At 72.7% G+C, this 19,722-nt stretch carries 14 protein-coding genes; 5 read left to right on the forward strand and 9 right to left on the reverse strand.

Features of this window, described 5'->3' with window-relative positions; genetic code table 11:
- Window positions 1-17: 17 nt before the first annotated feature.
- From ACQPY0_RS03890 to ACQPY0_RS03920, 7 genes are all read right to left on the reverse strand, one after another.
- Window positions 18-2,039 carry a biotin carboxylase N-terminal domain-containing protein gene (locus tag ACQPY0_RS03890; protein WP_432984733.1) on the reverse strand — a complete coding sequence of 674 codons (2,022 nt, stop codon included), beginning with the start codon at window positions 2,037-2,039 and terminating at the stop codon, window positions 18-20.
- Between the two features lie 10 nt (window positions 2,040-2,049).
- The gene (locus ACQPY0_RS03895; RefSeq protein WP_432984762.1) at window positions 2,050-3,636 is read right to left on the reverse strand and encodes an acyl-CoA carboxylase subunit beta; all 1,587 of its coding nucleotides are present in this window, start codon (window positions 3,634-3,636) and stop codon (window positions 2,050-2,052) included.
- A gap of 3 nt (window positions 3,637-3,639) precedes the next feature.
- Entirely contained in the window at window positions 3,640-4,749 is a 1,110-nt protein-coding gene (locus ACQPY0_RS03900) for an acyl-CoA dehydrogenase family protein (RefSeq protein ID WP_432984765.1), read from the reverse strand.
- Window positions 4,746-6,425 (reverse strand): acyclic terpene utilization AtuA family protein, encoded by a 1,680-nt coding sequence (locus ACQPY0_RS03905; protein ID WP_432984768.1) that lies wholly within the window; start codon window positions 6,423-6,425, stop codon window positions 4,746-4,748. Before ACQPY0_RS03905 ends, ACQPY0_RS03900 begins: the two co-directional genes overlap by 4 nt.
- Window positions 6,422-7,231 carry a TIGR03084 family metal-binding protein gene (locus ACQPY0_RS03910; RefSeq protein WP_432984771.1) on the reverse strand — a complete coding sequence of 270 codons (810 nt, stop codon included), beginning with the start codon at window positions 7,229-7,231 and terminating at the stop codon, window positions 6,422-6,424. Before ACQPY0_RS03910 ends, ACQPY0_RS03905 begins: the two co-directional genes overlap by 4 nt.
- A 9-nt stretch (window positions 7,232-7,240) precedes the next feature.
- Window positions 7,241-7,816 carry a TetR/AcrR family transcriptional regulator gene (locus ACQPY0_RS03915; RefSeq protein WP_432984774.1) on the reverse strand — a complete coding sequence of 192 codons (576 nt, stop codon included), beginning with the start codon at window positions 7,814-7,816 and terminating at the stop codon, window positions 7,241-7,243.
- 89 nt (window positions 7,817-7,905) lie between these two features.
- Window positions 7,906-8,583 (reverse strand): Crp/Fnr family transcriptional regulator, encoded by a 678-nt coding sequence (locus ACQPY0_RS03920; RefSeq protein WP_426509797.1) that lies wholly within the window; start codon window positions 8,581-8,583, stop codon window positions 7,906-7,908.
- A 601-nt stretch (window positions 8,584-9,184) separates the two neighbouring features.
- Between ACQPY0_RS03920 and ACQPY0_RS03925 the strand changes: the two genes are divergently transcribed.
- The 5 genes from ACQPY0_RS03925 to ACQPY0_RS03945 all read left to right on the forward strand — a co-directional run bounded on the left by ACQPY0_RS03925 (window position 9,185) and on the right by ACQPY0_RS03945 (window position 13,857).
- Complete coding sequence (locus tag ACQPY0_RS03925) at window positions 9,185-10,390, forward strand: CapA family protein (protein WP_432994964.1); 1,206 nt, start codon at window positions 9,185-9,187, stop codon at window positions 10,388-10,390.
- Window positions 10,391-10,511: 121 nt separating this feature from the next.
- Window positions 10,512-11,192, forward strand: a complete 681-nt coding sequence (gene nth / locus ACQPY0_RS03930; protein ID WP_432994966.1) for an endonuclease III — start codon at window positions 10,512-10,514, stop codon at window positions 11,190-11,192.
- Window positions 11,189-11,788, forward strand: a complete 600-nt coding sequence (locus ACQPY0_RS03935) for a TlpA family protein disulfide reductase (RefSeq protein ID WP_432984777.1) — start codon at window positions 11,189-11,191, stop codon at window positions 11,786-11,788. The genes nth and ACQPY0_RS03935 overlap by 4 nt, the downstream gene beginning before the upstream one ends.
- A gap of 217 nt (window positions 11,789-12,005) precedes the next feature.
- Window positions 12,006-12,659: an NUDIX hydrolase gene (locus tag ACQPY0_RS03940; RefSeq protein WP_432984780.1), complete on the forward strand. Its 654-nt coding sequence runs from the start codon at window positions 12,006-12,008 to the stop codon at window positions 12,657-12,659.
- Between the two features lie 43 nt (window positions 12,660-12,702).
- Window positions 12,703-13,857: a MarP family serine protease gene (locus ACQPY0_RS03945; RefSeq protein WP_432994968.1), complete on the forward strand. Its 1,155-nt coding sequence runs from the start codon at window positions 12,703-12,705 to the stop codon at window positions 13,855-13,857.
- 134 nt (window positions 13,858-13,991) lie between these two features.
- Here the strand turns inward: ACQPY0_RS03945 and mycP are convergent, their stop codons facing one another.
- Together mycP and eccCa are read right to left on the reverse strand one after the other, a co-directional pair.
- The gene (gene mycP, locus ACQPY0_RS03950) at window positions 13,992-15,263 is read right to left on the reverse strand and encodes a type VII secretion-associated serine protease mycosin (RefSeq protein ID WP_432984783.1); all 1,272 of its coding nucleotides are present in this window, start codon (window positions 15,261-15,263) and stop codon (window positions 13,992-13,994) included.
- Between the two features lie 367 nt (window positions 15,264-15,630).
- The gene (gene eccCa, locus ACQPY0_RS03955) at window positions 15,631-19,632 is read right to left on the reverse strand and encodes a type VII secretion protein EccCa (protein WP_432984786.1); all 4,002 of its coding nucleotides are present in this window, start codon (window positions 19,630-19,632) and stop codon (window positions 15,631-15,633) included.
- Window positions 19,633-19,722: the final 90 nt, after the last annotated feature.

A 19,722-nucleotide genomic window follows, 5' to 3' on the forward strand; every position in this document is an offset into this window, starting at 1 on the left:
GTGAACTCCAAAGGGGACTATGAGGGGGAGAGCACCGCCAGCAGTGCGCCGGACTCGACCTGCGAGCCGGCCGCGACCCGCAGGTCGCTGATGACGCCGTCGGTGGGGGCGTGCACGGGGTGCTCGAGCTTCATCGCCTCCACCGTCAGCAGCAGGTCGCCGGCCGCGACCCGCTGGCCGGGCACGACGAGAACCCGGCCGACCGCGCCCGGCAGCGGGGCGACCAGGGAACCCTCGGGCGCCTCGGCGACGGGCAGCGGATACCGCGGCAGCTCCGTCAGCGTCACCGAACCCTCGGAACTGTCCACGAAGGACACACCGTCGACCTCGTGGACCGCGAACTGCAGCCGCACGCCGCCGACGTCGAGCACGACCCGCTCGCCGGTCGCGCTGAGGATCGCGGCCGGCGGGTGGTCCGGGGCGCCGGCCGGATCGAGCGCGGCGCCGGGCAGGCCGACGTCCTCCGGGTCGATCCGGCGCACGGCCCAGGCGGCGAGGTCGTTGGCGCGGTCGAGGCGGTATCCGACCTCGATCATGCCGGTCGGCCCCTCGTACACCACCGTCTGCAGCGCGCTGGGGACGTTGCGCCAGCCGGAGGGCAGGCCGGGCAGCAGCGCGGTCTTGGCCCGCCGCGCGGCGCCCGCGAGGGCCGCGGCGAGGCAGGACAGCCGTACGGCGTCCACGGAGGACAGCAGGGGCGCGAAGACTTCCGGGTGGCGATCCAGGAAGGCGGTGTCGGTGCCGCCGGAGAGGAACGCCGAGTGCCGCAGCACCCGTACGAGCAGGTCGCGGTTGGTGGTCACGCCGTGGATGCGCGCCCGGGCCAGGGCCGCGCCGAGCATCCGGGCCGCCTCGGCGCGGGTCGGGGCCCAGGCGATGAGCTTGGCGAGCATCGGGTCGTAGTGCACGCCGACGACCGAGCCGTCCGCGACGCCCGAGTCCAGCCGCAGGCCGGGCGCGGGCAGGGGGCCGAACGTGTGGGTCGCGCCGGGAATGTCGAAGCGGTGCAGCGTGCCCGTCGAGGGCATCCAGGCGTAGGCGGGGTCCTCGGCGTACAGGCGGACCTCGATCGCGTGGCCGCGCAGCGGCGGCGGCCCGTTGAACGGCAGGGCGCCGCCCTCGGCCACGACCAGCTGCAGCCGGACCATGTCGGCGCCGACGACGCACTCGGTCACCGGGTGCTCGACCTGCAGCCGGGTGTTCATCTCCAGGAAGAAGAACTCGCCGCTGGGGGCGAGCAGGAACTCGACGGTGCCGGCGCCCACGTACGACACGGCGCGGGCGGCCGCGATCGCCGCCTGGCACAGCCTCTCGCGCAGCGGCGGGTCGACCGCCGGCGACGGGGTCTCCTCCAGGATCTTCTGGTGCCGGCGCTGGATCGAGCACTCGCGTTCGCCGAGGGGGACCACGTTGCCGTGCGAGTCGGCCATGATCTGGACCTCGATGTGGCGGGCGCGCTCGACGTACCGCTCGCAGAAGACCGTGCCGTCCCCGAACGCCGACGCCGCCTCCCGGCGCGCCGCGGCGACCGCCTCGGCGAGCGACTCGGGGTCGCGCACGATCCGCATGCCCCGCCCCCCGCCGCCGGCCGAGGCCTTGACCAGCACCGGGAAGGTGTCGACGTCCTCGGGCTCGACCGCGGTCGGCAGCATCGGCACGCCGGCGTCGGCCAGCAGAGCCTTGGCCTCCAGCTTGGAGCCCATCAGGGCGATCGCCTTCGGCGACGGCCCGACCCAGGTCAGTCCGGCGTCGATGACCGCGCGGGCGAACTCGGCGTTCTCCGACAGAAAGCCATATCCCGGGTGTACCGCGTCGGCGCCGCACTTGCGCGCCGCCGCGATGAGCAGGTCGCCGCGCAGGTACGTCGCCGTGGGCGCGTTGCCCGGCAGGTGCACGGCGTAGTCGGCCTCGGCGACGTGCGGGGAGTCGGCGTCGGCGTCGGAGTAGACGGCGACGGTCTCGACCCCCATGGCCCGGCACGTGGCGAACACCCGGCGGGCGATCTCGCCGCGGTTGGCTACCAGCAGCCTTCGAATCACTATGGCTCCCCTAATGCCGGAACACGCCGAATTGCTGCGGACCCGGTCCGGATCCGGTGCCGACCAGCGCCAGGCACATGCCCAGCACCGTCCGGGTGTCGCGTGGGTCGATCACGCCGTCGTCGTACAGGCGGCCGGAGAGAAACAGTGCCGCCGACTCCTGCTCGACCTTGTGCTCGACCATGAACCGCATGGTGCGGTCCTGCTCCTCGTCGTAGGCGTGCCCCTTGGCCTCGGACGCCTGCCGGGCCACGATCGACAGCACCCCGGCCAGCTGGGCCGGCCCCATGACCGCGGACTTGGCGTTGGGCCAGGTGAAGAGGAACCGCGGCTCGAAGGCGCGGCCGCACATGCCGTAGTTGCCGGCGCCGTAGGAGGCGCCGATGTTGATCGTCAGGTGGGGTACGCGCGAGTTCGCCACCGCGTTGATCATCAGCGCGCCGTGCTTGATGATCCCGCCCTGCTCGTACTCGCTGCCGACCATGTAGCCGGTGGTGTTCTGCAGGAAGACCAGCGGGGTGCCGGCCGCGTTGGCGAGCTGGATGAACTGGGCCGCCTTCTGCGCCTCGGCGGAGAACAGCACGCCGCGGACGTTGGCCAGCACGCCGACCCGGTGGCCGTGGATCGCGCCCCACCCCGTGCACAGCGCCGGCCCGTACGCGGGCTTGAACTCGTCGAACTCGCTGCCGTCGAGGACCCGGGCCAGGATCTCGCGCGGGTCGAACGGCACCCGCAGGTCGGCCGAGGGGATGCCGAGCAGGTCGTCTGCGTCGAACTTGGGCTCGGCACCGTAGGTGTGGGCGACAGGAAAAGCGAAGTTGCGGATGCAGTCGCGGGCCAGGCGCAGGCCGTCGCGCTCGTCCTCGGCGATGTAGTCGGCCAGGCCGGAGCGGGTGGCGTGCATCGCCGCGCCGCCGAGGGTCTCGTCGTCGACGGTCTCGCCGGTGGCCATCTTCACCAGCGGCGGCCCGGCCAGGAACACCTTGGCCCGGTCGCGCACGAAGATCGTGTAGTCGGACATGCCGGGGATGTACGCGCCGCCGGCGGTCGCGTTGCCGAACACCACCGCGACGGTGGGGATCGCCGCGGCCGACAGGCGGGTCAGGTCCCGGAACGCGGCCCCGCCCGGGATGAAGATCTCCGCCTGCTGGGGCAGGTCGGCGCCGCCCGACTCGACCAGGTTGACCAGCGGCAGCCGGTTCTCGCGGGCGATCTGCCCGGCCCGCTGGGTCTTCTTCAGCGAGAACGGGTTGACCGCGCCGCCGCGCACCGTCGGGTCGTTCGCCACGATCATGCACGGGACGCCCTCGACGATCCCGATGCCGGCGACCACGCTCGCGCCGACCGGGTAGTCGGTGCCCCAGGCCGCGACCGGGCAGATCTCCAGGAACGGCGAGTCGCGGTCCACCAGCAGCTCGATGCGCTCGCGCGGCAGCAGCTTGCCCCGCGCGTGGTGGCGCGCCACGTACTTCTCGCCCCCGCCGCCGCGCGCCTGGCGCAGCGCCGACTCCAGCTCGGTCAGCCGCTCGAGCATCGCCTGGCGATTCTCCCGATGGACGCCGGCGCGTTGGTCGAGGGTGCTCGTCAGAACCGGCATGCCTCAGACCCCCAACTGCTTCGCGATGATCTCGTTCATGATCTCCGTGGTCCCGCCGCCGATGCCCATGATCCGAGCGTCGCGGTAGTGGCGCTCGACCTCGGCGTCGCGGACGTACCCCAGGCCGCCGTGCAGTTGCACGGCCTGGTCGACGACGTGGTCGCAGGTCGCGACCGCGGTGTTCTTCGCCATCGCCACCTCCGTAACGAGCCGCTCGCCGCTTGCGACACGGACGGCGACGTGGCGGACGTACGTGCGGGCCACGTCGACCTGCCGCGCCATCTCCGCGAGCCGGTGCCGGACCACCTGCCGGCTCGCGAGCGGGCGGCCGAACGTGTGCCGGTCGCGCACCCAGGCGAGCGTGAGGTCCAGGCAGCGCTGGGCGGTGGCGTACGCCTGTACCGAAAGCGAGATCCGCTCGGTCGCGAAGTGCGTCATGAGCTCGCCGAACCCGCCCACGACGTGATCCTTGGGCACCCGCACGCCGGTGAAGGCGAGCTCCGCGGTGTCCGAGCAGTGCCAGCCCATCTTTTCCAGCCTCCGGGTGACGGTGAAGCCGCCGCCGACCACCAGGAGGCGGAAACCCGCCTCGGTCCGCACGGCGGTGGTGGCGAAGTCGGCGCGGGCGCCGCTGGTGATGTACGTCTTGGCGCCGTCGACCACGTACTCGTCGCCGTCGCTCACGGCCCGCGTGCGCACCCCGGCCACGTCGGAGCCGCCGTCCGGCTCGGTCACCGCCAGGCAGCCGATCAGCTCGCCCCGCAGCGTGGGGCGGACGAACCGCTCGATGAGCGCGGGCTTGCCGGACGCGACGATGTGCGGGAGCGCGATGCCGTGCGTGTACAGCGCCGCGACCAGCCCCGACGAGCCGCCGGCCCGGATCAGCTCCTCGGTGACGGTCACGGTGTCGAGCAGGTCGCCGCCGCTGCCGCCGACCTCCTCCGGGAAGCCGATGCCGAGCAGGCCGATCTCGGCGGCCCTGCGGTGCAGGTCGCGGGGCACCTCGCCGGCGTTCTCCCAGTCGTCGAGGTGGGGCCGCACCTCCCTGGTGACGAACGCGCGGGTCAGCTCGCGCAGGCGGCGGCGCTCCTCGGTCTCGAACGGGTCACTCATGCCGGCAGCTCTACGATCCGCGAGCGCAGCCACTCGCCCAGCGCCTTGCCCTGCGGGTCGAAGCGGGTGCCGGCCGCGACGCCCTCGCCGAGGATGCCGCGCACCACGAAGTTCACGGCCTTCAGGTTCGGCAGGTCATACCGCTCGACGGCCAGCTGCGCGGTTTCGGGCAGGAGCTCCTTGAGGCGCCCGACGGTGAGGTTCGCGCGCAGCCATGCGTAGGCCTCGTCGGAGCGGGCCCAGACCCCGATGTTCGCGTCGCCGCCCTTGTCGCCCGAGCGCGCTCCGAACAGGTCGCCCAAAGGCCGGCGTATCGTATTTTGAGGGACGAATACGGATGTAACGCCTGAAACATGGATGTTTGGGATTCGCGTCGTGGTTGGTGGCGGGATCGGGCGGCGAGTGCCGTCGGGCCGCACCGCGATGTGCTCGATCGCGGTCTGGGGGACGTAGTGGCCGGTGAAGACGCCGTACGGGGTCGCGTCACCGGGGGGAGTGCTCAGGGCCAGGCCCGGGTAGGACGCCAGGGCCAGCTCGACCGCAGCCTGTGAGAACCGCCGGCCCGCGCGCTTGGGGTCCGGGTCCTTCACCGTGGCGGTCAGCAGGGCGCTCGCCGCGGCCTGCGAGGGCGCGTCTTCGCGGTCGGTGCGGGCCAGGGTGAAGTCGAGGCCGTCGGGGCCGAGGGCGTCGGTGAGCTGCGCGCGTACGAGCGCGGCCTTCTCTTCGATCTTCAGCCCGCACAGCACGAACGTCATGGCGTTGCGGAAGCCGCCCAGGGTGTTGACGCCGACCTTGAGCGCCGGCGGGGGCGGGGCGCCGCGGGCGCCGGTGATCCGGACGCGGTCGGGGCCGTCCTGGGCGAGGCGGACCGAGGCGAAGTCGGCGACCACGTCGGGGCCCGCATAGGCCGGGGTCTCGATCTCGTACAGTAGCTGCGCGGTCACCGTCTCCACCGTCACGGCCCCGCCGGTCCCCGGGTGCTTGGTGATCACCGCGGAGCCGTCGGCGTGCAGCTCGGCGAGGGGGAAGCCGGGGCGCCGGGCGCCGTCGGGCAGCTCGGTGAAGAACGCGAAGTTGCCGCCGGTGGCCTGGGCGCCGCACTCCAGGACGTGCCCGGCGACCGTCGCGCCGGCGAGGGCGTCGAGGTCGGCGCGGGTCCAGCCGAAGCGGGCGATGCCGGGGCCGACGACCAGGGACGCGTCGGTGACCCGGCCGGTGACCACCACGTCCGCGCCGGCCGTGAGGCACTCGGCGATGCCGAACGCGCCGAGGTACGCGTTCGCGGTCAGCGGCTGCCCGAGGCCCAGCTCGGTGGCCCGCCCGGTGACGTCGTCGCCCTCCACGTGCGCGACGGCCACGTCCAGGCCGAGCCGCGCGGCGAGGGCCCGGACCGCCTCGGCCAGCCCGGCCGGGTTGAGGCCGCCGGCGTTGGCGACGAGGCGTACGCCGCGCTCCTTCGCGGTGCCGAGGACGGACTCCAGCTGGCGCGGGAACGTCTTCGCGTAGCCGGTCGCCGGGTCCTTGAGCCGGTCCCGGCCGAGGATGAGCATCGTGAGCTCGGCCAGGTAGTCGCCGGTGAGCACGTCGAGCTCGCCGCCGTCGAGCATCTCGCGCCAGGCCGTGGCCCGGTCGCCGTAGAAGCCGGAGGCGTTGCCGACGCGCAGGGGTGCCGTCATCGGTTCGCCGTCCGGGGCTCGCGGCCGGCGCCGGGCGGGCCGGCGAACGCCTGGGCCACGCCGAGCCAGGCGTTCGCGGCGTCGCCGGTGGCCTGCAGCGCCAGGTCGGCCGGGTGTCGCCGCTGGGTGACCAGCAGGCAGAAGTCCAGGATCGGGCCGGTCACCCGGTCGGCGGCGTCCGGCGGGCCGAAGATCAGCAGGCCGCCGCCGGACAGGGCCAGCTCGACCCGGAAGGGGTCCGCGGGGGCGTCGCGGCCGTGGGACTCGAAGCCGTGAGCGATTGTGCGGTACCCGATGAAGGCCACCTGGCGCAGCCGCTGCGTCGGGCGCAGGTGCTCCCGCGCGCGCTCGTCGCCGGGGAAGGTCTCGGCGATGTCCCGCCCGTGCGCCCAGGTCTCCATGATCCGGCCGGTCGCGCACGACAACGGCGACATCGCCGGGCCGAACCAGGGCCGCTTCTCGCCCACCGGCACGGCGAGCAGCGCCTCGGCCAGGGCCGCCCGCCCCGCCCGCCAGCGCGCCAGCAGCTCCTCCGGCGGGGCGACGCCCGCGGCCGCGGCCCGGTCCACGTAGGTCCGCGGGTCCTCGTCGAGGGTCTCGCTCAGCCGGGCGAAGAAGCCGGCCGGGTCGGCATTGGCCAGCGTGGCAAGCTCGTCGGTCCAGCTCAGGTGGGCGATCTGGTGCGCGACGCTCCAGCCGGGCGCGGGCGTCGGGCGGCTCCACTCGTGCGGAGCCAGGCCGGCCACCAGCCGGTCCAGCGCCTCCGACTCGGCTTTCAGGTCACGCAGCACCTCGTCGAGCTGCACGTCCGCCTCCTAGATCAGTTTCGCGAGCTGCTGCTTCCAGGCCGCGAGGAGCTGATCGCGGCGGGCGGAGTCGTCGGTGAGCAAGTTGGCCACGCCGAGGCCGCGCAGCAGGTCGAGCGTGGCCTGGACCGCCTCCCGCACGCCCGGCCGCGACTCGTCCGCGCCCAGCACGTCGACGGTGAGCCGGTGCATCTCGCGCCCGACCCGCGCCTCCAGCGGCACGAGCGCGTCGCGCAGCTCGGCGTCGGTGCGCGCGGCGACCCAGACCTCGAGCGCGGCCACGAACAGCGGGCCGGTGAAGGCGGCGGCGAGCAGCTCGATCACCCGGTCGAGGCGTTCGGCCCGCTCGCCCGTCAGCGCGGCGGCCTCGGTGCGGATCTCCTCGGCGCGCCGCTCGGCCAGGTGCTGCACGGCGGCGAGCACCAGGGCGGCGCGGGTGGGGTAGTGGTGCAGCTGGGCGCCGCGGGAGACGCCCGCGCGATCGGCGATGACCGTGGTGGTGGCGCCGGACCAGCCGAACTCGTAGAGGCACTCGACGGTCGCCTCCAGCAGGCGCCGCTGCGTGACCCGGCTGCGCTCCTGCATGACCTCCAGGGTGTATCGCGAAAAACAAACAGTCAAGCCTGATTGTTTCTCGCCACCAGAAAGGCCGCCTCTTCCGAGGCGGCCTTCGATCAGACTCGGGCGCGGCGGGCGAGGCGCTCCGGGTCCATGATGATCACACTCTTGCCGTCCAGGCGGAGCCAGCCGCGGGAGGCGAAGTCGGCCAGGGCCTTGTTCACCGTCTCGCGCGAGGCGCCGACGAGCTGCGCCATCTCCTCCTGGGTCAGGTCGTGGTTGACCCGCAGCACGCCGCCGTCGCGGGTGCCGAAGCGCCCGGCCATCTGCAGCAGCGTCTTGGCCACGCGGCCGGGCACGTCGGTGAAGATGAGGTCGGCCAGCGAGTCGTTGGTGCGGCGCAGGCGGCGGGCCAGCACGCGCAGCAACTGCTCGGCGATCTCGGGCCGGTTGGTCAGCCACGGCCGCAGCGCCTGCTTGCGCAGTCGCGCCAGGCGGGTGTCGAGCACGGCGGTGGCCGTCGCGGTGCGCGGGCCCGGGTCGAACAGGGACAGCTCGCCGACCATGTCGCTGGGGCCCATGACGGCGATCAGGTTCTGCCGGCCGTCGGCCGCGCGGCGCCCGACCTTGATCTTTCCGGACAGCACGATGTAAAGGCTGTCACCGGGCTCACCCTCGCTGAACACGACCTCGCCCTTGCGAACGTCGATCGTCTCCATCTCCTTGGCGAGGGATTCCGCGGCGTCGGCCTCAACCCCCTGGAAGATTCCGCTCCGCGCCAGTACCTCGTCCATCGCGTCCACCTCAAATCCGTCGGCGCGCCCTTGCCGCTGCGAAGCGATCGCGCGAAGGCCAGTTTATGCATACGGCGTCGCGTTCCGGCTGTTGGGCAGGCTGGTCATGGTACACCGCGACCTGCGACGAGGCAGTCGTCCGCAAGGGCGGCCCGGGGGTCGCGGGGGTGCGATATCTTCGCGTCGGACACGACCCGCTCGTGTGCCCGACCGCGCTCACCGTGGGCGCGGGGTGTCGCGAGTGCTGGAGTGGATTCGGATGACGGTGTACGGCGGACCGTCCCGCTGGCCCGATGAGCCCCGGGAAGACCGGACCGGCTACGGCACGTCGCACGTCCCTCCTCAGGATCAACCGGGCCGCCCGGGCGAGGGTTACGGCCCCGGCACGGGTAGTTTCGACGGATTTGCGGCGGGTCGCACCGGCCAGGTCTTCCCGGGCGGCGGCGGCGAGGGGACCGGAAACGTCTACGGGCAGTCGCCGGCCACGGGCCCCCTCTACGGTGGCGGGCGCGAGCCGATCCCGGGGCCGCAGCGGCCCGAGGATCTGTACGCGGCCAAGGCGTACCAGCCCGAGGAGCGCGCCGGCCGGCGCAAGCTCCCGCTGCCCGGCGAGGCCCCGGCCCCGCGCGGCGGCGGCCGCCGCACGGCGATCATCCTGGGCGCCGTCGCGGCGGTGGTCATCGGCGCCGGCACCGCGGGCGCGGCCACCTTCCTCGGCGGCGACGACAAGGAGCCGGCCGCGAGCCAGACCCAGGGCGGGTCGCAGGCCCAGGGTGGCGCCTCCAAGGCCGGCGGCGGTGGCTCGTCCGCGCCCGGCGGCGCGGTCCCCGGCCCGGCCGAGGGCATCACGCTCAGCGCCACCGGCGACATCGTCATGGGCATGGCCCCGGGCGGCCTGCCGCCGAACAACGGCAAGGGCTTCTTCGACCCGGTGAAGGAGTATCTGCAGGCCGACTTCCAGATGGGCAACCTCGAGCAGGTGCTGACCGACGACACCGGCGTCGGCAAGTGCTCGGCCGAGAGCGCCGGCAAGACCTGCTTCGCCTTCCGCACCCCGCCCGCGTACGCGCAGAACCTCAAGGACGCGGGCTTCATGATGATGAACATGGCGAACAACCACGCCTACGACTTCGGCGAGGTCGGGTACAAGAACTCGCAGAAGACGCTGGACGAGGCCGGGATCAAGTACACCGGCTGGCCGGGCGACATCTCCGTCGGCGAGGCCAAGGGCGTCAAGATCGCCGTGATCGGGTTCGCCTCCTACAAGTGGTCCAACCTCTGCTCCGACCTCGACGCCGCCGAGAAGATCGTCAAGGAGGCGGCGACCAAGGCCGACCTCGTGGTCGTGCAGGTCCACCAGGGCGCCGAGGGCTCGGACAAGACCCACGTGAAGGCTGGCACCGAGATGTTCCTCGGCGAGAACCGCTGCGATCCGATCGCGTTCGGTCACCGGGTCGTCGACGCCGGGGCCGACCTGGTCGTCGGGCACGGCCCGCACGTCATGCGCGGGATGGAGTTCTACAAGGGGCGGCTGATCGCCTACAGCCTGGGCAACTTCGGCGGGTACAAGGCGCTGTCCTACAACGGGATCGTCGGCGTCGGCGGGGTGCTGAAAGTGCAGCTGCTCGGCGACGGGACCTGGAAGGGCGGGTCGCTGACCGCCACGTACATGGTCTCGCCGGGCCTGCCCAAGCCGGACCCGAAGAAGCAGGCCATCCCGATGGTGTCCGACCTGTCCAAGCAGGACTTTCCCAAGACCGGGGCCAAGATCGCGGCCGACGGGACGATCACGCCGCCCCAGGTGTGATGTTTCTACCAAGCGCTTGTTCGGCTCGGTCGCGGGTCGCCGGATCGGGGTGCGGTGACGGGCGACGTATTGTCGTTGCGTGACCGAGACCGCGTTGGCGTTGAAGCGGCGGGCGCGGCGGATGGCCCGCGCCCTCGTGACGATCCACCCCGACGCGCACTGTGAGCTGGACTTCACCACACCGCTCGAGCTCGCCGTCGCCACGATCCTCTCCGCGCAGTGCACCGACGAGCGGGTCAACCAGGTGACGCCGAAGCTGTTCGCGCGCTACCCGGACGCCGTCGCGTATGCCGGGGCCGACCGTGAGGAGATGCAGGAGCTCATCAAACCGACGGGCTTCTTCCGCAACAAGACCGACTCGCTCATCCGGCTCGGGCAGGCGCTGGTCGAGCGGCACGACGGCGAGATCCCCGGCACCCTCGCCGAGCTGGTGGCCCTGCCCGGGATGGGCCGCAAGACCGCCAACGTCGTGCTCGGCAACGCCTTCGACGTGCCCGGCATCACCGTCGACACCCACTTCAAGCGCCTGGTCGCCGAGCGCTGGAACTGGACCGCCGAGCGCGACCCGGTGAAGATCGAGTTCGCGGTCGCCCCGCTCATCGAGCCACGTGACTGGACCATGCTCTCCCACCGCGTGATCTTCCACGGCCGCCGCGTCTGCCACGCCCGCACGCCGGCCTGCGGCGCCTGCACCCTGAAACGGGACTGCCCGTCCTACGGGCTGGGCCCGACCGAGGTGGAGGTCGCCGTCAAGCTGCTCAAGGGCCCGCGCGCGAGCGAGCTGGCGGAGCTGGTCCTGTGAGGGCTCGCCTGCTGCTTGCCGCCGCTGCCGTACTGCTGGGCCTCACGGCCTGCACCGCGGACGTCCACGCCCCCGGTGCCGACGCCACCGCGGCGCCCGGCCCGCGCTGCGTCGAACGGCCGAGCGCGGCGGCGGCCCCGGGCGGTACCGAATCCGGGCCCGCTCTTCCCGCCATGGCCCTGCCCTGCTTCTCCGGCGGCCGCTACACCGACATCGCCGACCTCGGCGGCATGCCGACCGTGGTGAACCTGTGGGCCTCGTGGTGCGAGCCGTGCCGCAAGGAGTTGCCGGAGCTGCAGCGCTTCTCGGTCGCCGGCCAGGGCCGCGTGCGGGTGGTCGGCATCGCCACGAAGGACCGCCACGACCAGGCTCAGTCGGTGATCGAGGACGACAAGCTCACGTTCACGATCCTGGAGGACCAGGGGCAGCAGTTCGCGACCGCGGTGAGCCCGGTGGTGTCCAAGGCGCTGTTCAACCTGCCGGCGACGCTGTTCATCACGCCGCAGGGCCGGATCGCGTACGTCTACCAGGGTGAGGCCCTCACCGAGGCGCGCCTGAGGGAGCTGACGAACCAGCACCTCGGGGTGTCGGTATGACACTCACCGTTGCGTCCGCGGCGCCCTCTTGCGCCGTGCTCCGGCCCGACCCCGAGTCCGGGTTCGGGCTCGGGCTCGGCTTTTCGCGGTCCGCGCGCGGGCTTCCGTTGCCTGAGTCCGGCTGGTTCACGTCGGCTTTTTCCGGATATGTCGGGCGCTTCGCGCCGCGACATATCCGGCATTTCCCTTCTTTCGGCTATCGGAGTGTGGAGGGGTTATGAGTAATCCGCCGGACTGGCTCCGGCCGCTGATCGACAAGGTTCGCTCGTCCGAGGCGTCCGACTACACGCGGCTGCCGACCCCGGACGGCGAGGGGCGGCGGCAGAGTGCCGTGCTCATCCTGTTCGGCGAAGACCCCGTGACCGGCCCCGACGTGCTGCTGCTGCAGCGTGCCGACACCATGCGCAACCACGCCGGCCAGCCCGCCTTCCCCGGCGGCGCGGTCGACCCCGGCGACGCCGACACGATCGCGTGCGCGCTGCGGGAGGCCGAGGAGGAGGTCGGCCTGGACCCGAGCACGGTCGAGGTCGTCACCACCCTGCCCACGCTGTGGATCCCGGTCAGCAACTTCCTCGTCACGCCGGTCATCGCCTGGTGGCGCGAGCCGCACCCGGTCGGCCCGGCGGACCCGCGCGAGGTGGCCCGCGTCGAGCGGCTCCCGATCCGTGAGCTGGTCGATCCCGCGCACCGGCTGCGGCTGCGCCACCCGAGCGGATGGATCGGCCCGGCGTTTCGGATCCACGACATGCTGGTGTGGGGTTTCACCGCCGGCGTGCTCTCCACGCTGCTGGAACTCGGCGGATGGGCGGTGGACTGGCCGACCGGCCGAGTTGAGGAACTGCCGACATCTGGTGCCGCACCTGTACGTTGAATGCGTGTCTGGCAGCGTGATCGATATCGTCCTTCTGCTCCTCATGGTGATGTTCGCCATCAACGGATACCGCCAGGGGTTCCTTGTTGGTCTGCTGTCATTCGTCGGCTTCTTCGGCGGGGCGCTGCTGGGGCTGCAGCTGGGCCCGATGCTGGCCGAGAACTTCTTCCAGTCCGACCAGGCCCGCGTGGTCATCTCGCTCACCGCGGTCTTCGGCCTCGCGGTGGCCGGCCAGGCGCTGGCCAGCTTCGTCGGCAACCGGCTGCGCAGCGCGATCGTCAACCGCAACGCCCAGGCGGTCGACAACGCGGGCGGCGCCGTCGTCTCCGTGGTGGCCGTCCTCCTCGTCGTCTGGCTCGTCGCCGCGCCGCTGAGCACCTCGTCGCTGCCCTGGCTGGCCCGGTCGGTGAGCAACTCGCTCATCCTCGGCGTGGTCGACAAGGCCATGCCGGCCGAGGCCGACGCGCTCTCCCAGGCGCTGCGCGACACCGTCGACACCCGCGGCTTCCCCGACGTCTTCGACGGCCTGTCGCCGACCCGGGTCAAGGAGGTCTCCCCGCCGGACCCGAAGCTCGCCGGCTCCGAGCTGGTCAAGAACTCCAAGAAGTCCGTCGTGAAGGTCCTCGGCCAGGCGCCGAGCTGCTCGCGGCGCATCGAGGGCTCCGGCTTCGTCTACGCGCAGAACCGCGTCATGACCAACGCCCACGTGGTCGCCGGCACCAAGACCGTCAGCATCCTGGTCGACGGCTCCTCCCGCCCGCTGCCCGCGACCGTGGTCGCCTACGATCCGCAGCGGGACATCGCGGTGCTTTACGTCAAGAGCCTCAACGCCCCGATCATGCCCTTCGCGACCAAGAAGTCCGACTCCAACGCGGACGCGATCGTGCTCGGATACCCCCTCGACGGGCCGTACGACGCGCAGTCGGCCCGTATCCGCGACCACCGCAACATCACCGGCCCCGACATCTACGACGACGGCAAGGTCACGCGCGAGATCTACACGATCCGGGGGCTGGTCCGCTCCGGCAACTCGGGCGGCCCGCTGCTCGCCCCGAACGGCGAGGTCCTGGGCGTCATCTTCGCCGCGGCCGCCGACGACCCACAGACCGGCTTCGCGGTGACGGCGGACGAGGCCTCGACCGTCGCCGACGCCGGCAAGATCCACACCGACCCGACCCCCACCGGCAAGTGCGCCTGAGGCACCCGATCGCGGCGGTCTCACGGTCACCGCACCAGCTGCGTCTTCGTCCTCTTTGTGCATTCCGGGCCGATCCGCGCCTGCCCGATTCCCAGGCTCAGCGCTGAAGCCGGCCCGGCCATGCGGCGCAGTGTTCAGAACGTCGGCGGGTGCTTGGCACGGCGGCGGTGATGCAGCAGCACCCCGGCCGCGCCCCCGGTCAGGATCAGCAGCATGGCCGTCAGCCCGGCGACCGCGCTGACCCCGGCCCGCTCGTCGCCGGCCATCTGCCGAAGCTCAGGCTCGGTCCCGTCGGGCAGTGGCGCCGCCCCGCCCTGCGCCACGGGTGCCGACTCCTCGGCCGGCGCGTCCACGACGGCCTCGGCCGGTGCCGCGGCGAGCGGGTTCGCCGACACCTCGCCGATGCTGGTGCGCAGGGCCGCGACGGGATCGACCTCGCCATACCCGAACCGGTCGTCGCGCCCCTTCGGCCCGAGATCCTTCGCCGTCCCGATCAGCCGGTTGATCACGTTCGCCGCGCTCATCCCCGGAAACCGCGCCCGCACCAGCGAGGCCGCCCCCGCCACCAGCGGCGCCGCGAAGCTCGTGCCCTGCACCTGCCAGTAGCCGCCCCCGGGCTTCGCCCCGGTCAGGTTCACCGCCGGCGCCGTGAGCACCGTCTCGGGCCCGGTGAGCGAGCCCGACCAGAGCGCGTCCCCGCCCTTGCCGCCGGCCGACCGGGCCGCCCCGAGCCCGGCCACCGCGACGACCCCGGGCTCCCGCGCCGGGTACCACACCTGATGGATCGACGGATCGGTGGCGACGTTCCCAGTACACGCAACGACGACGACGTCATGCTCGGCCGCGTACTGCAGCGCCCCCGCGATCGCCTCGCTGCGCAGCGCCCCGCCGAGCGACAGGTTGATCACGGTCGCCCGATGATCCACCGCCCACCGCACGGCCCGCGCCACGATGCCCGGATCGTCGTACTTGTTCGCCTTGTCCAGCACCCGGATCGGCAGGATCTTCGCCCCCGGCGCGATCCCCTCGACTCCCGAGCCGTTCCGCCCGCTCCCGGCGATGAGCGCCGCCACGGTCGTACCGTGGCCCACCGGGTCGACCTTCCCGTCGTATCCCGCCTCCGGCTCGACGAGATCGATCCCCGGCAGTACCTGTCCGGCCAGATCCGGATGCGTGGCGTCGACCCCGCTGTCGATGACGGCAACGACCACACCCTTGCCGGTCGACACTTTCCAGGCATTCTTGGCATCGAGCGCGCTGAGCTGCCACTGCTCCCCGCGAACCTGATCGGCGAACGCCGCCCCGGGCGCGACCCCAACCCCCACCGCACAGGCGAGCGCCGCCGACAGCCCAAAAGCAAGGACACGGCCGGCGGCGCGGGTGAGGGAGGAGAACGCGATGGACATCATTCTGGACCGTGTTGCCCGGATCTGTCAGGCCTCTCGGCCCACCTCGCCGAAACGTGGCAAAACCACCGTCCCAAGGGTCGAGATCGCCCTCTGCCCACTTCGACGGGCGTCCATTGCCAGTCCAACCGTGCCTGCTGGCCGGTTCGACCGCGGCCGCGGGTTCTGGGTTAGCCGGCGTGCGGTGGCATCAGGTGGCCGGCAGGTTCGCTCCAACCGTGCCCGCTGGCCGGTTCGACGCGGCCGCGGGTTCGAGGTTTAGCTGGCGTGCGGTGGGGTCAGGTGGCCGGCAGGTCCGCTCCAACCGTGCCTGCTGGCCAGTTCGACCGCGGCCGCGGGTTCGGGGTTTGGCCGGCGTCCGGTGGGATCAGGTGGCCGGCAGGTCCGCGATCTGGATCAGGGTGCCGCTCTCCTTTCGTGTCACGAGGCGGGCGCGCCCCGGCGGCAGGGCGCTGAACCGTACGTTGCCAAGACCCAGGCTCTCGTCCCGATCGCCGGACATGAGCAGGGTCGGCGACGCGAGCTCCTTGAGGCGCTGCAGCACCGGCTCGAAGAGGGCACGCCCGGCGCCGCCGCTGTGCCGGGCCACGATCAGGTGCAGGCCGATATCGCGGGCCTGGGCGAGATAGGGCACCAGCGGCGCCAGCGGGTTGCCCGCCGAGGTCGGCACCAGGTCGTAGTCGTCGACCAGGACGAAGCACTGCGGCCCGGTCCACCAGCTGCGGTTGCGCAGCTGCTCCTCGGTGACGTCAGGCCCGGGCAGGCGCCGCTGCATGTAGTTGGCGACGGACGCGATCAGGTCCGCGGTCTGCTCGGTGCCAGTGCCGTATCCGATCAGGTGCTCGGTCCGGACCGCCCCCAGCAGGCTGCGCCGGTGGTCGATCAGCACGATCCGCGCCTCCTCCGGCGTGAACCGGGTGCTGATCGAGGCCGCGATTCCGCGCAGCAGCGTCGACTTGCCGGACTCGGCGTCGCCGAACGCCATGAGGTGCGGCTCCCCGGCGAAGTCGATCCGCACGGGCTGGAGGTTGGACTCGGCGATGCCGATCGGTAGCGCGAGACGGTTGCCCGGGTCGGCGTCGCCGGCGATCGCGGAGAAGGGCACTGCGGCGGGCAGCATCCGCACGGGCCGGGCCGGGGCGCCCGTCCACGCCGACGCGATCGCCGTGACCAGCTCGCCCGGGTCGCCGTTGGTCAGCTGCGGCTCGACCACGAGCAGGTGCAGACCCTCCTGTGTGATGCCCCGCCCGGGCGCGTCGGACGGCACGCTGCCGGCGGCCTTGCGTGAGGCGAGCGAGTCGGTCACGTCGCCGAGCCGCAGCTCCACCCGCGCCCCGAGCAGGTCGCGAAGGTTGGCGCGGAAGTCCATCCAGCGCGAGGCGGAGACGACCATGTGAATGCCGTACGACAACCCGCGCGTCGCGATGTCCAGCATCACGGCCTCGAGATCCTCGTAGTCCTTGCGCACGCTCGGCCATCCGTCGACGACCAGGAACACGTCACCCCAGCCGTCGTCGGGGCTCCCGGCGCCGCCGGCCGCGCGCCGCCGGCGGTAGGTGGCCATCCCGTCGATGCCGGCCGCGGCGAAGTGTTGCTCGCGGGCCGCGAGGATGGACGCCACCTCGCCGACCGTGCGCCGGACGAGGTCGGTGTCGAGCCGGCCCGCCACCCCGCCGACATGCGGCAGAGCCCGCAGGCCGGAGAGCTGGCCGCCGCCGAAGTCCAGGCAGTACACCTGGACCTCCTCCGGCGTATGGGTGAGTGCGAGGGTCGTGACCAGCGTGCGCAGCGCCACCGACTTGCCGCTGCGCGGCCCGCCGACCACCGCCACGTTCCCCTGGGCGCCGTCGAGGCGGAACCACAGCACGTCGCGACGCTGCTCGAGCGGGTTGTCGATGAGCGCGACCGGCACGTGCAGGGCGCCGTGCAGCTGCGGGTTGGTGACGGTCAGCCCGCGGGCGCGGTCGACGGCGACCGGCCCGAGCAGGTCGTCCAGCGGCGCCGAGACGCCCAGTGGCGGCAGCCACACCTGGTGCGCCGGCGCGCCCCGCCCGGCGAGCTGCTCGACGACGATGTCCAGCAGGCTCTCGCCCTCGGGCGCCTCGGCCGGCTCGGCCTCGGTCCTGGGCGGTGGTGGCACGGGCATGTATCGGGTCGCATACTCCATCACCCGCGGCCGCCCCCCGCCGCCGGGCACCGCCGCGGAGCGTCCCGCCCGCTGCCAGAGGCCGCCGACGTAGGCGCCCTTGAACCGGGTCAGCGGCTCGGTGCCGGACTTGAGGATGCCGTGCCCGCCGGGCTTCTTCGGCAGCTCGTACGCGTCCGGCACCCCCAGCACCGTCCGCGACTCGAGCGAGGTGAACGTGCGCAGGCCGATGCGGTACGACAGGTGGGTGTCCAGGCCCCGCAGCCGCCCCTCCTCGAGCCGCTGCGAGGCGAGCAGCAGGTGGATGCCCAGCGACCGGCCCACTCGTCCGATCTGCACGAACAGGTCGATGAAGTCGGGCTTGGCCTCCAGCAGCTCGCTGAACTCGTCGCAGACGATCAGCAGGCTCGGCAGCGGCGCGAGCGGCCCCCCGCCGGCCCGGGCCCGCTCGTAGTCGCGGACCGAGTCGTAGCCGCCCGAGCGGCGCAGCACCTCCTGGCGCCGGACCACCTCGCCGGTGATCGCGTCGGTCATCCGATCGACCAGCAGCAGCTCCGAGCGCAGGTTGGAGATGAACGCGGCGACGTGCGGCAGGCGGTCCATCCGCGCGAACGTCGCGCCGCCCTTGTAGTCGATGAGGACGAAGTTGAGCGTCTCGGAGGAGTGGGTCGCGGCGAGCCCGAGCACCAGCGTGCGCAGCAGCTCGGACTTGCCGGAGCCGGTCGCGCCGATGAGCAGCCCGTGCGGGCCCATCCCGTCCTCAGCCGACTCCTTGAGGTCCAGGTCGACCGGCTGGCCCTGCGGTCCGGCGCCGATGGCGATGCGCAGCCGGTCGCGGTGCGGCCGCGGCGCCCACAGGCGCGTGAGGTCCAGCGCCTCCGGGTCGCCGATGCCGAGCAGTGTCGGAAAGTCCAGGTCGGTGCCGGCGTCGCGGGCTTCGCCGGGTTGCTGGTCGGCGCCGGTGGCGATCGCCAGCCGCAGCGGCGCCAGCCGGCGGGCGACGGCCTCGGCCTCGGCGGGGTCGAGCGCGTCGGCGACCCCGATCGGCGGCCGGGACTCGGTGACGTCGTCGTCGGCCGATGTCGTGGTCAGGCGCCCGGCGGCCACGTCCAGCACGATCGAGGACCGGTCGAGCAGGCGCGGCGGCTCCCGGTCGAGGTCGATCAGGGTGACGCCGTCGATCCCGCCGTCGGTGCCGATGTGGACGCTGCCGGAGAGGTCGCCGCCGTCGAGCACCACGACCACGTGCGGCCCGGACGGCGGGCCCGGCTCGTGGCCGGCGTCGAACCGGCCGCGGCTGCGCAGCAGGTCGTCGAGGCGCTCCTCGAGCTCCTTCGCGGTGTCGGCGAAGAGCCGGACCGGACCGGCGGCGTCGGTGCGGGTCGGGTGCAGGGCGTGCGGCAGCCACTTCGTCCACTCCCACCATTCACGCCGCTCGGGCGCGACGCAGGCGGCGATGAGCAGATCGTCGGGGGCGTGGAAGACGGCGAGCTGGGCGAGGACCGCTCGGGTCAGCGCGCGGGCCGGGTCGTGCACCCCCGCCGGCCCCGAGCCCGGGCGCCGGCGGCCGGCCCGCAGGTGGATCCGGGCGAAGCTGCGCAGGGAGATGGCCACCGGCAGGTCCGGCACCACCGAATACGCGTCGAGGAACCGACGCAGCGCGGCCGCGGTCATCGGCTCCAGGTCCTCCAGGGGCCGGGTCATCGGCGGGATCAGCGGGGTGGCGAGCGTCTGCGGTCCGACCGCGACCCGCACGATGGCGAAGTCGCCGTCGGTCGGGCGCCGCTCCCACAGCCGGTAGCCGTCCACCGACGACCACAGGCAGTGCGGGTCGGGATGGCGGTAGTGCAGGCCGTTGCGCTGCTTGGTGACGGTCTCGCGCACGCTGCGGCGCAGGGTCGCCAGGTGGCGCAGATACTCCCGCCGGGCCGCGATCATCTCCGCCTTCTTCGGCGCGCCGGGGCCGGCCGACGTGAACAGCATGCCGAGGGTGGAGAAGCCGAAGACCGCGCCGATCACATATGAATACGTCCCGCCCTCCCGCCCGGCGAACAGCAGCGCCGTGGCGAGGGTGCCGGTGAGCATGGGCACGACCTGGATCAGTTGCTGCCAGCGCGATGCGGGCGCCTGGGGAATCTCCGGAGGTGCCTGCACGACAAGCTCCCCGCTCGGGATCTCCGGAGCGGGACGCCGTGGTGATCGCTTGACGAGGACCGTGCTCACGTCCGGGAACTTTAGGCGCCCGGTACGACATTTCGCGGCCCCGCCGGATAGATCGTGACGACTTGTTCACCATCTGTGATTGCCGGCTCG

The sequence above is a fragment of the Dactylosporangium sp. CA-233914 genome, from assembly GCF_050942935.1.
GTDB lineage: Bacteria > Actinomycetota > Actinomycetes > Mycobacteriales > Micromonosporaceae > Dactylosporangium.

Excerpts from the sequence above, each read along its gene's own strand:
- ACQPY0_RS03915 (WP_432984774.1), bottom strand. The coding sequence starts at position 7,816 with ATGCAGGAGCGCAGCCGGGTCACGCAGCGGCGCCTGCTGGAGGCGACC.
- ACQPY0_RS03905 (WP_432984768.1), bottom strand. The coding sequence starts at position 6,425 with ATGACGGCACCCCTGCGCGTCGGCAACGCCTCCGGCTTCTACGGCGAC.
- ACQPY0_RS03895 (WP_432984762.1), bottom strand. The coding sequence starts at position 3,636 with ATGCCGGTTCTGACGAGCACCCTCGACCAACGCGCCGGCGTCCATCGG.
- nth (WP_432994966.1), top strand. The coding sequence starts at position 10,512 with ATGGCCCGCGCCCTCGTGACGATCCACCCCGACGCGCACTGTGAGCTG.
- mycP (WP_432984783.1), bottom strand. The coding sequence starts at position 15,263 with ATGTCCATCGCGTTCTCCTCCCTCACCCGCGCCGCCGGCCGTGTCCTT.
- ACQPY0_RS03920 (WP_426509797.1), bottom strand. The coding sequence starts at position 8,583 with ATGGACGAGGTACTGGCGCGGAGCGGAATCTTCCAGGGGGTTGAGGCC.
- ACQPY0_RS03940 (WP_432984780.1), top strand. The coding sequence starts at position 12,006 with ATGAGTAATCCGCCGGACTGGCTCCGGCCGCTGATCGACAAGGTTCGC.
- ACQPY0_RS03945 (WP_432994968.1), top strand. The coding sequence starts at position 12,703 with ATGGTGATGTTCGCCATCAACGGATACCGCCAGGGGTTCCTTGTTGGT.
- ACQPY0_RS03900 (WP_432984765.1), bottom strand. The coding sequence starts at position 4,749 with ATGAGTGACCCGTTCGAGACCGAGGAGCGCCGCCGCCTGCGCGAGCTG.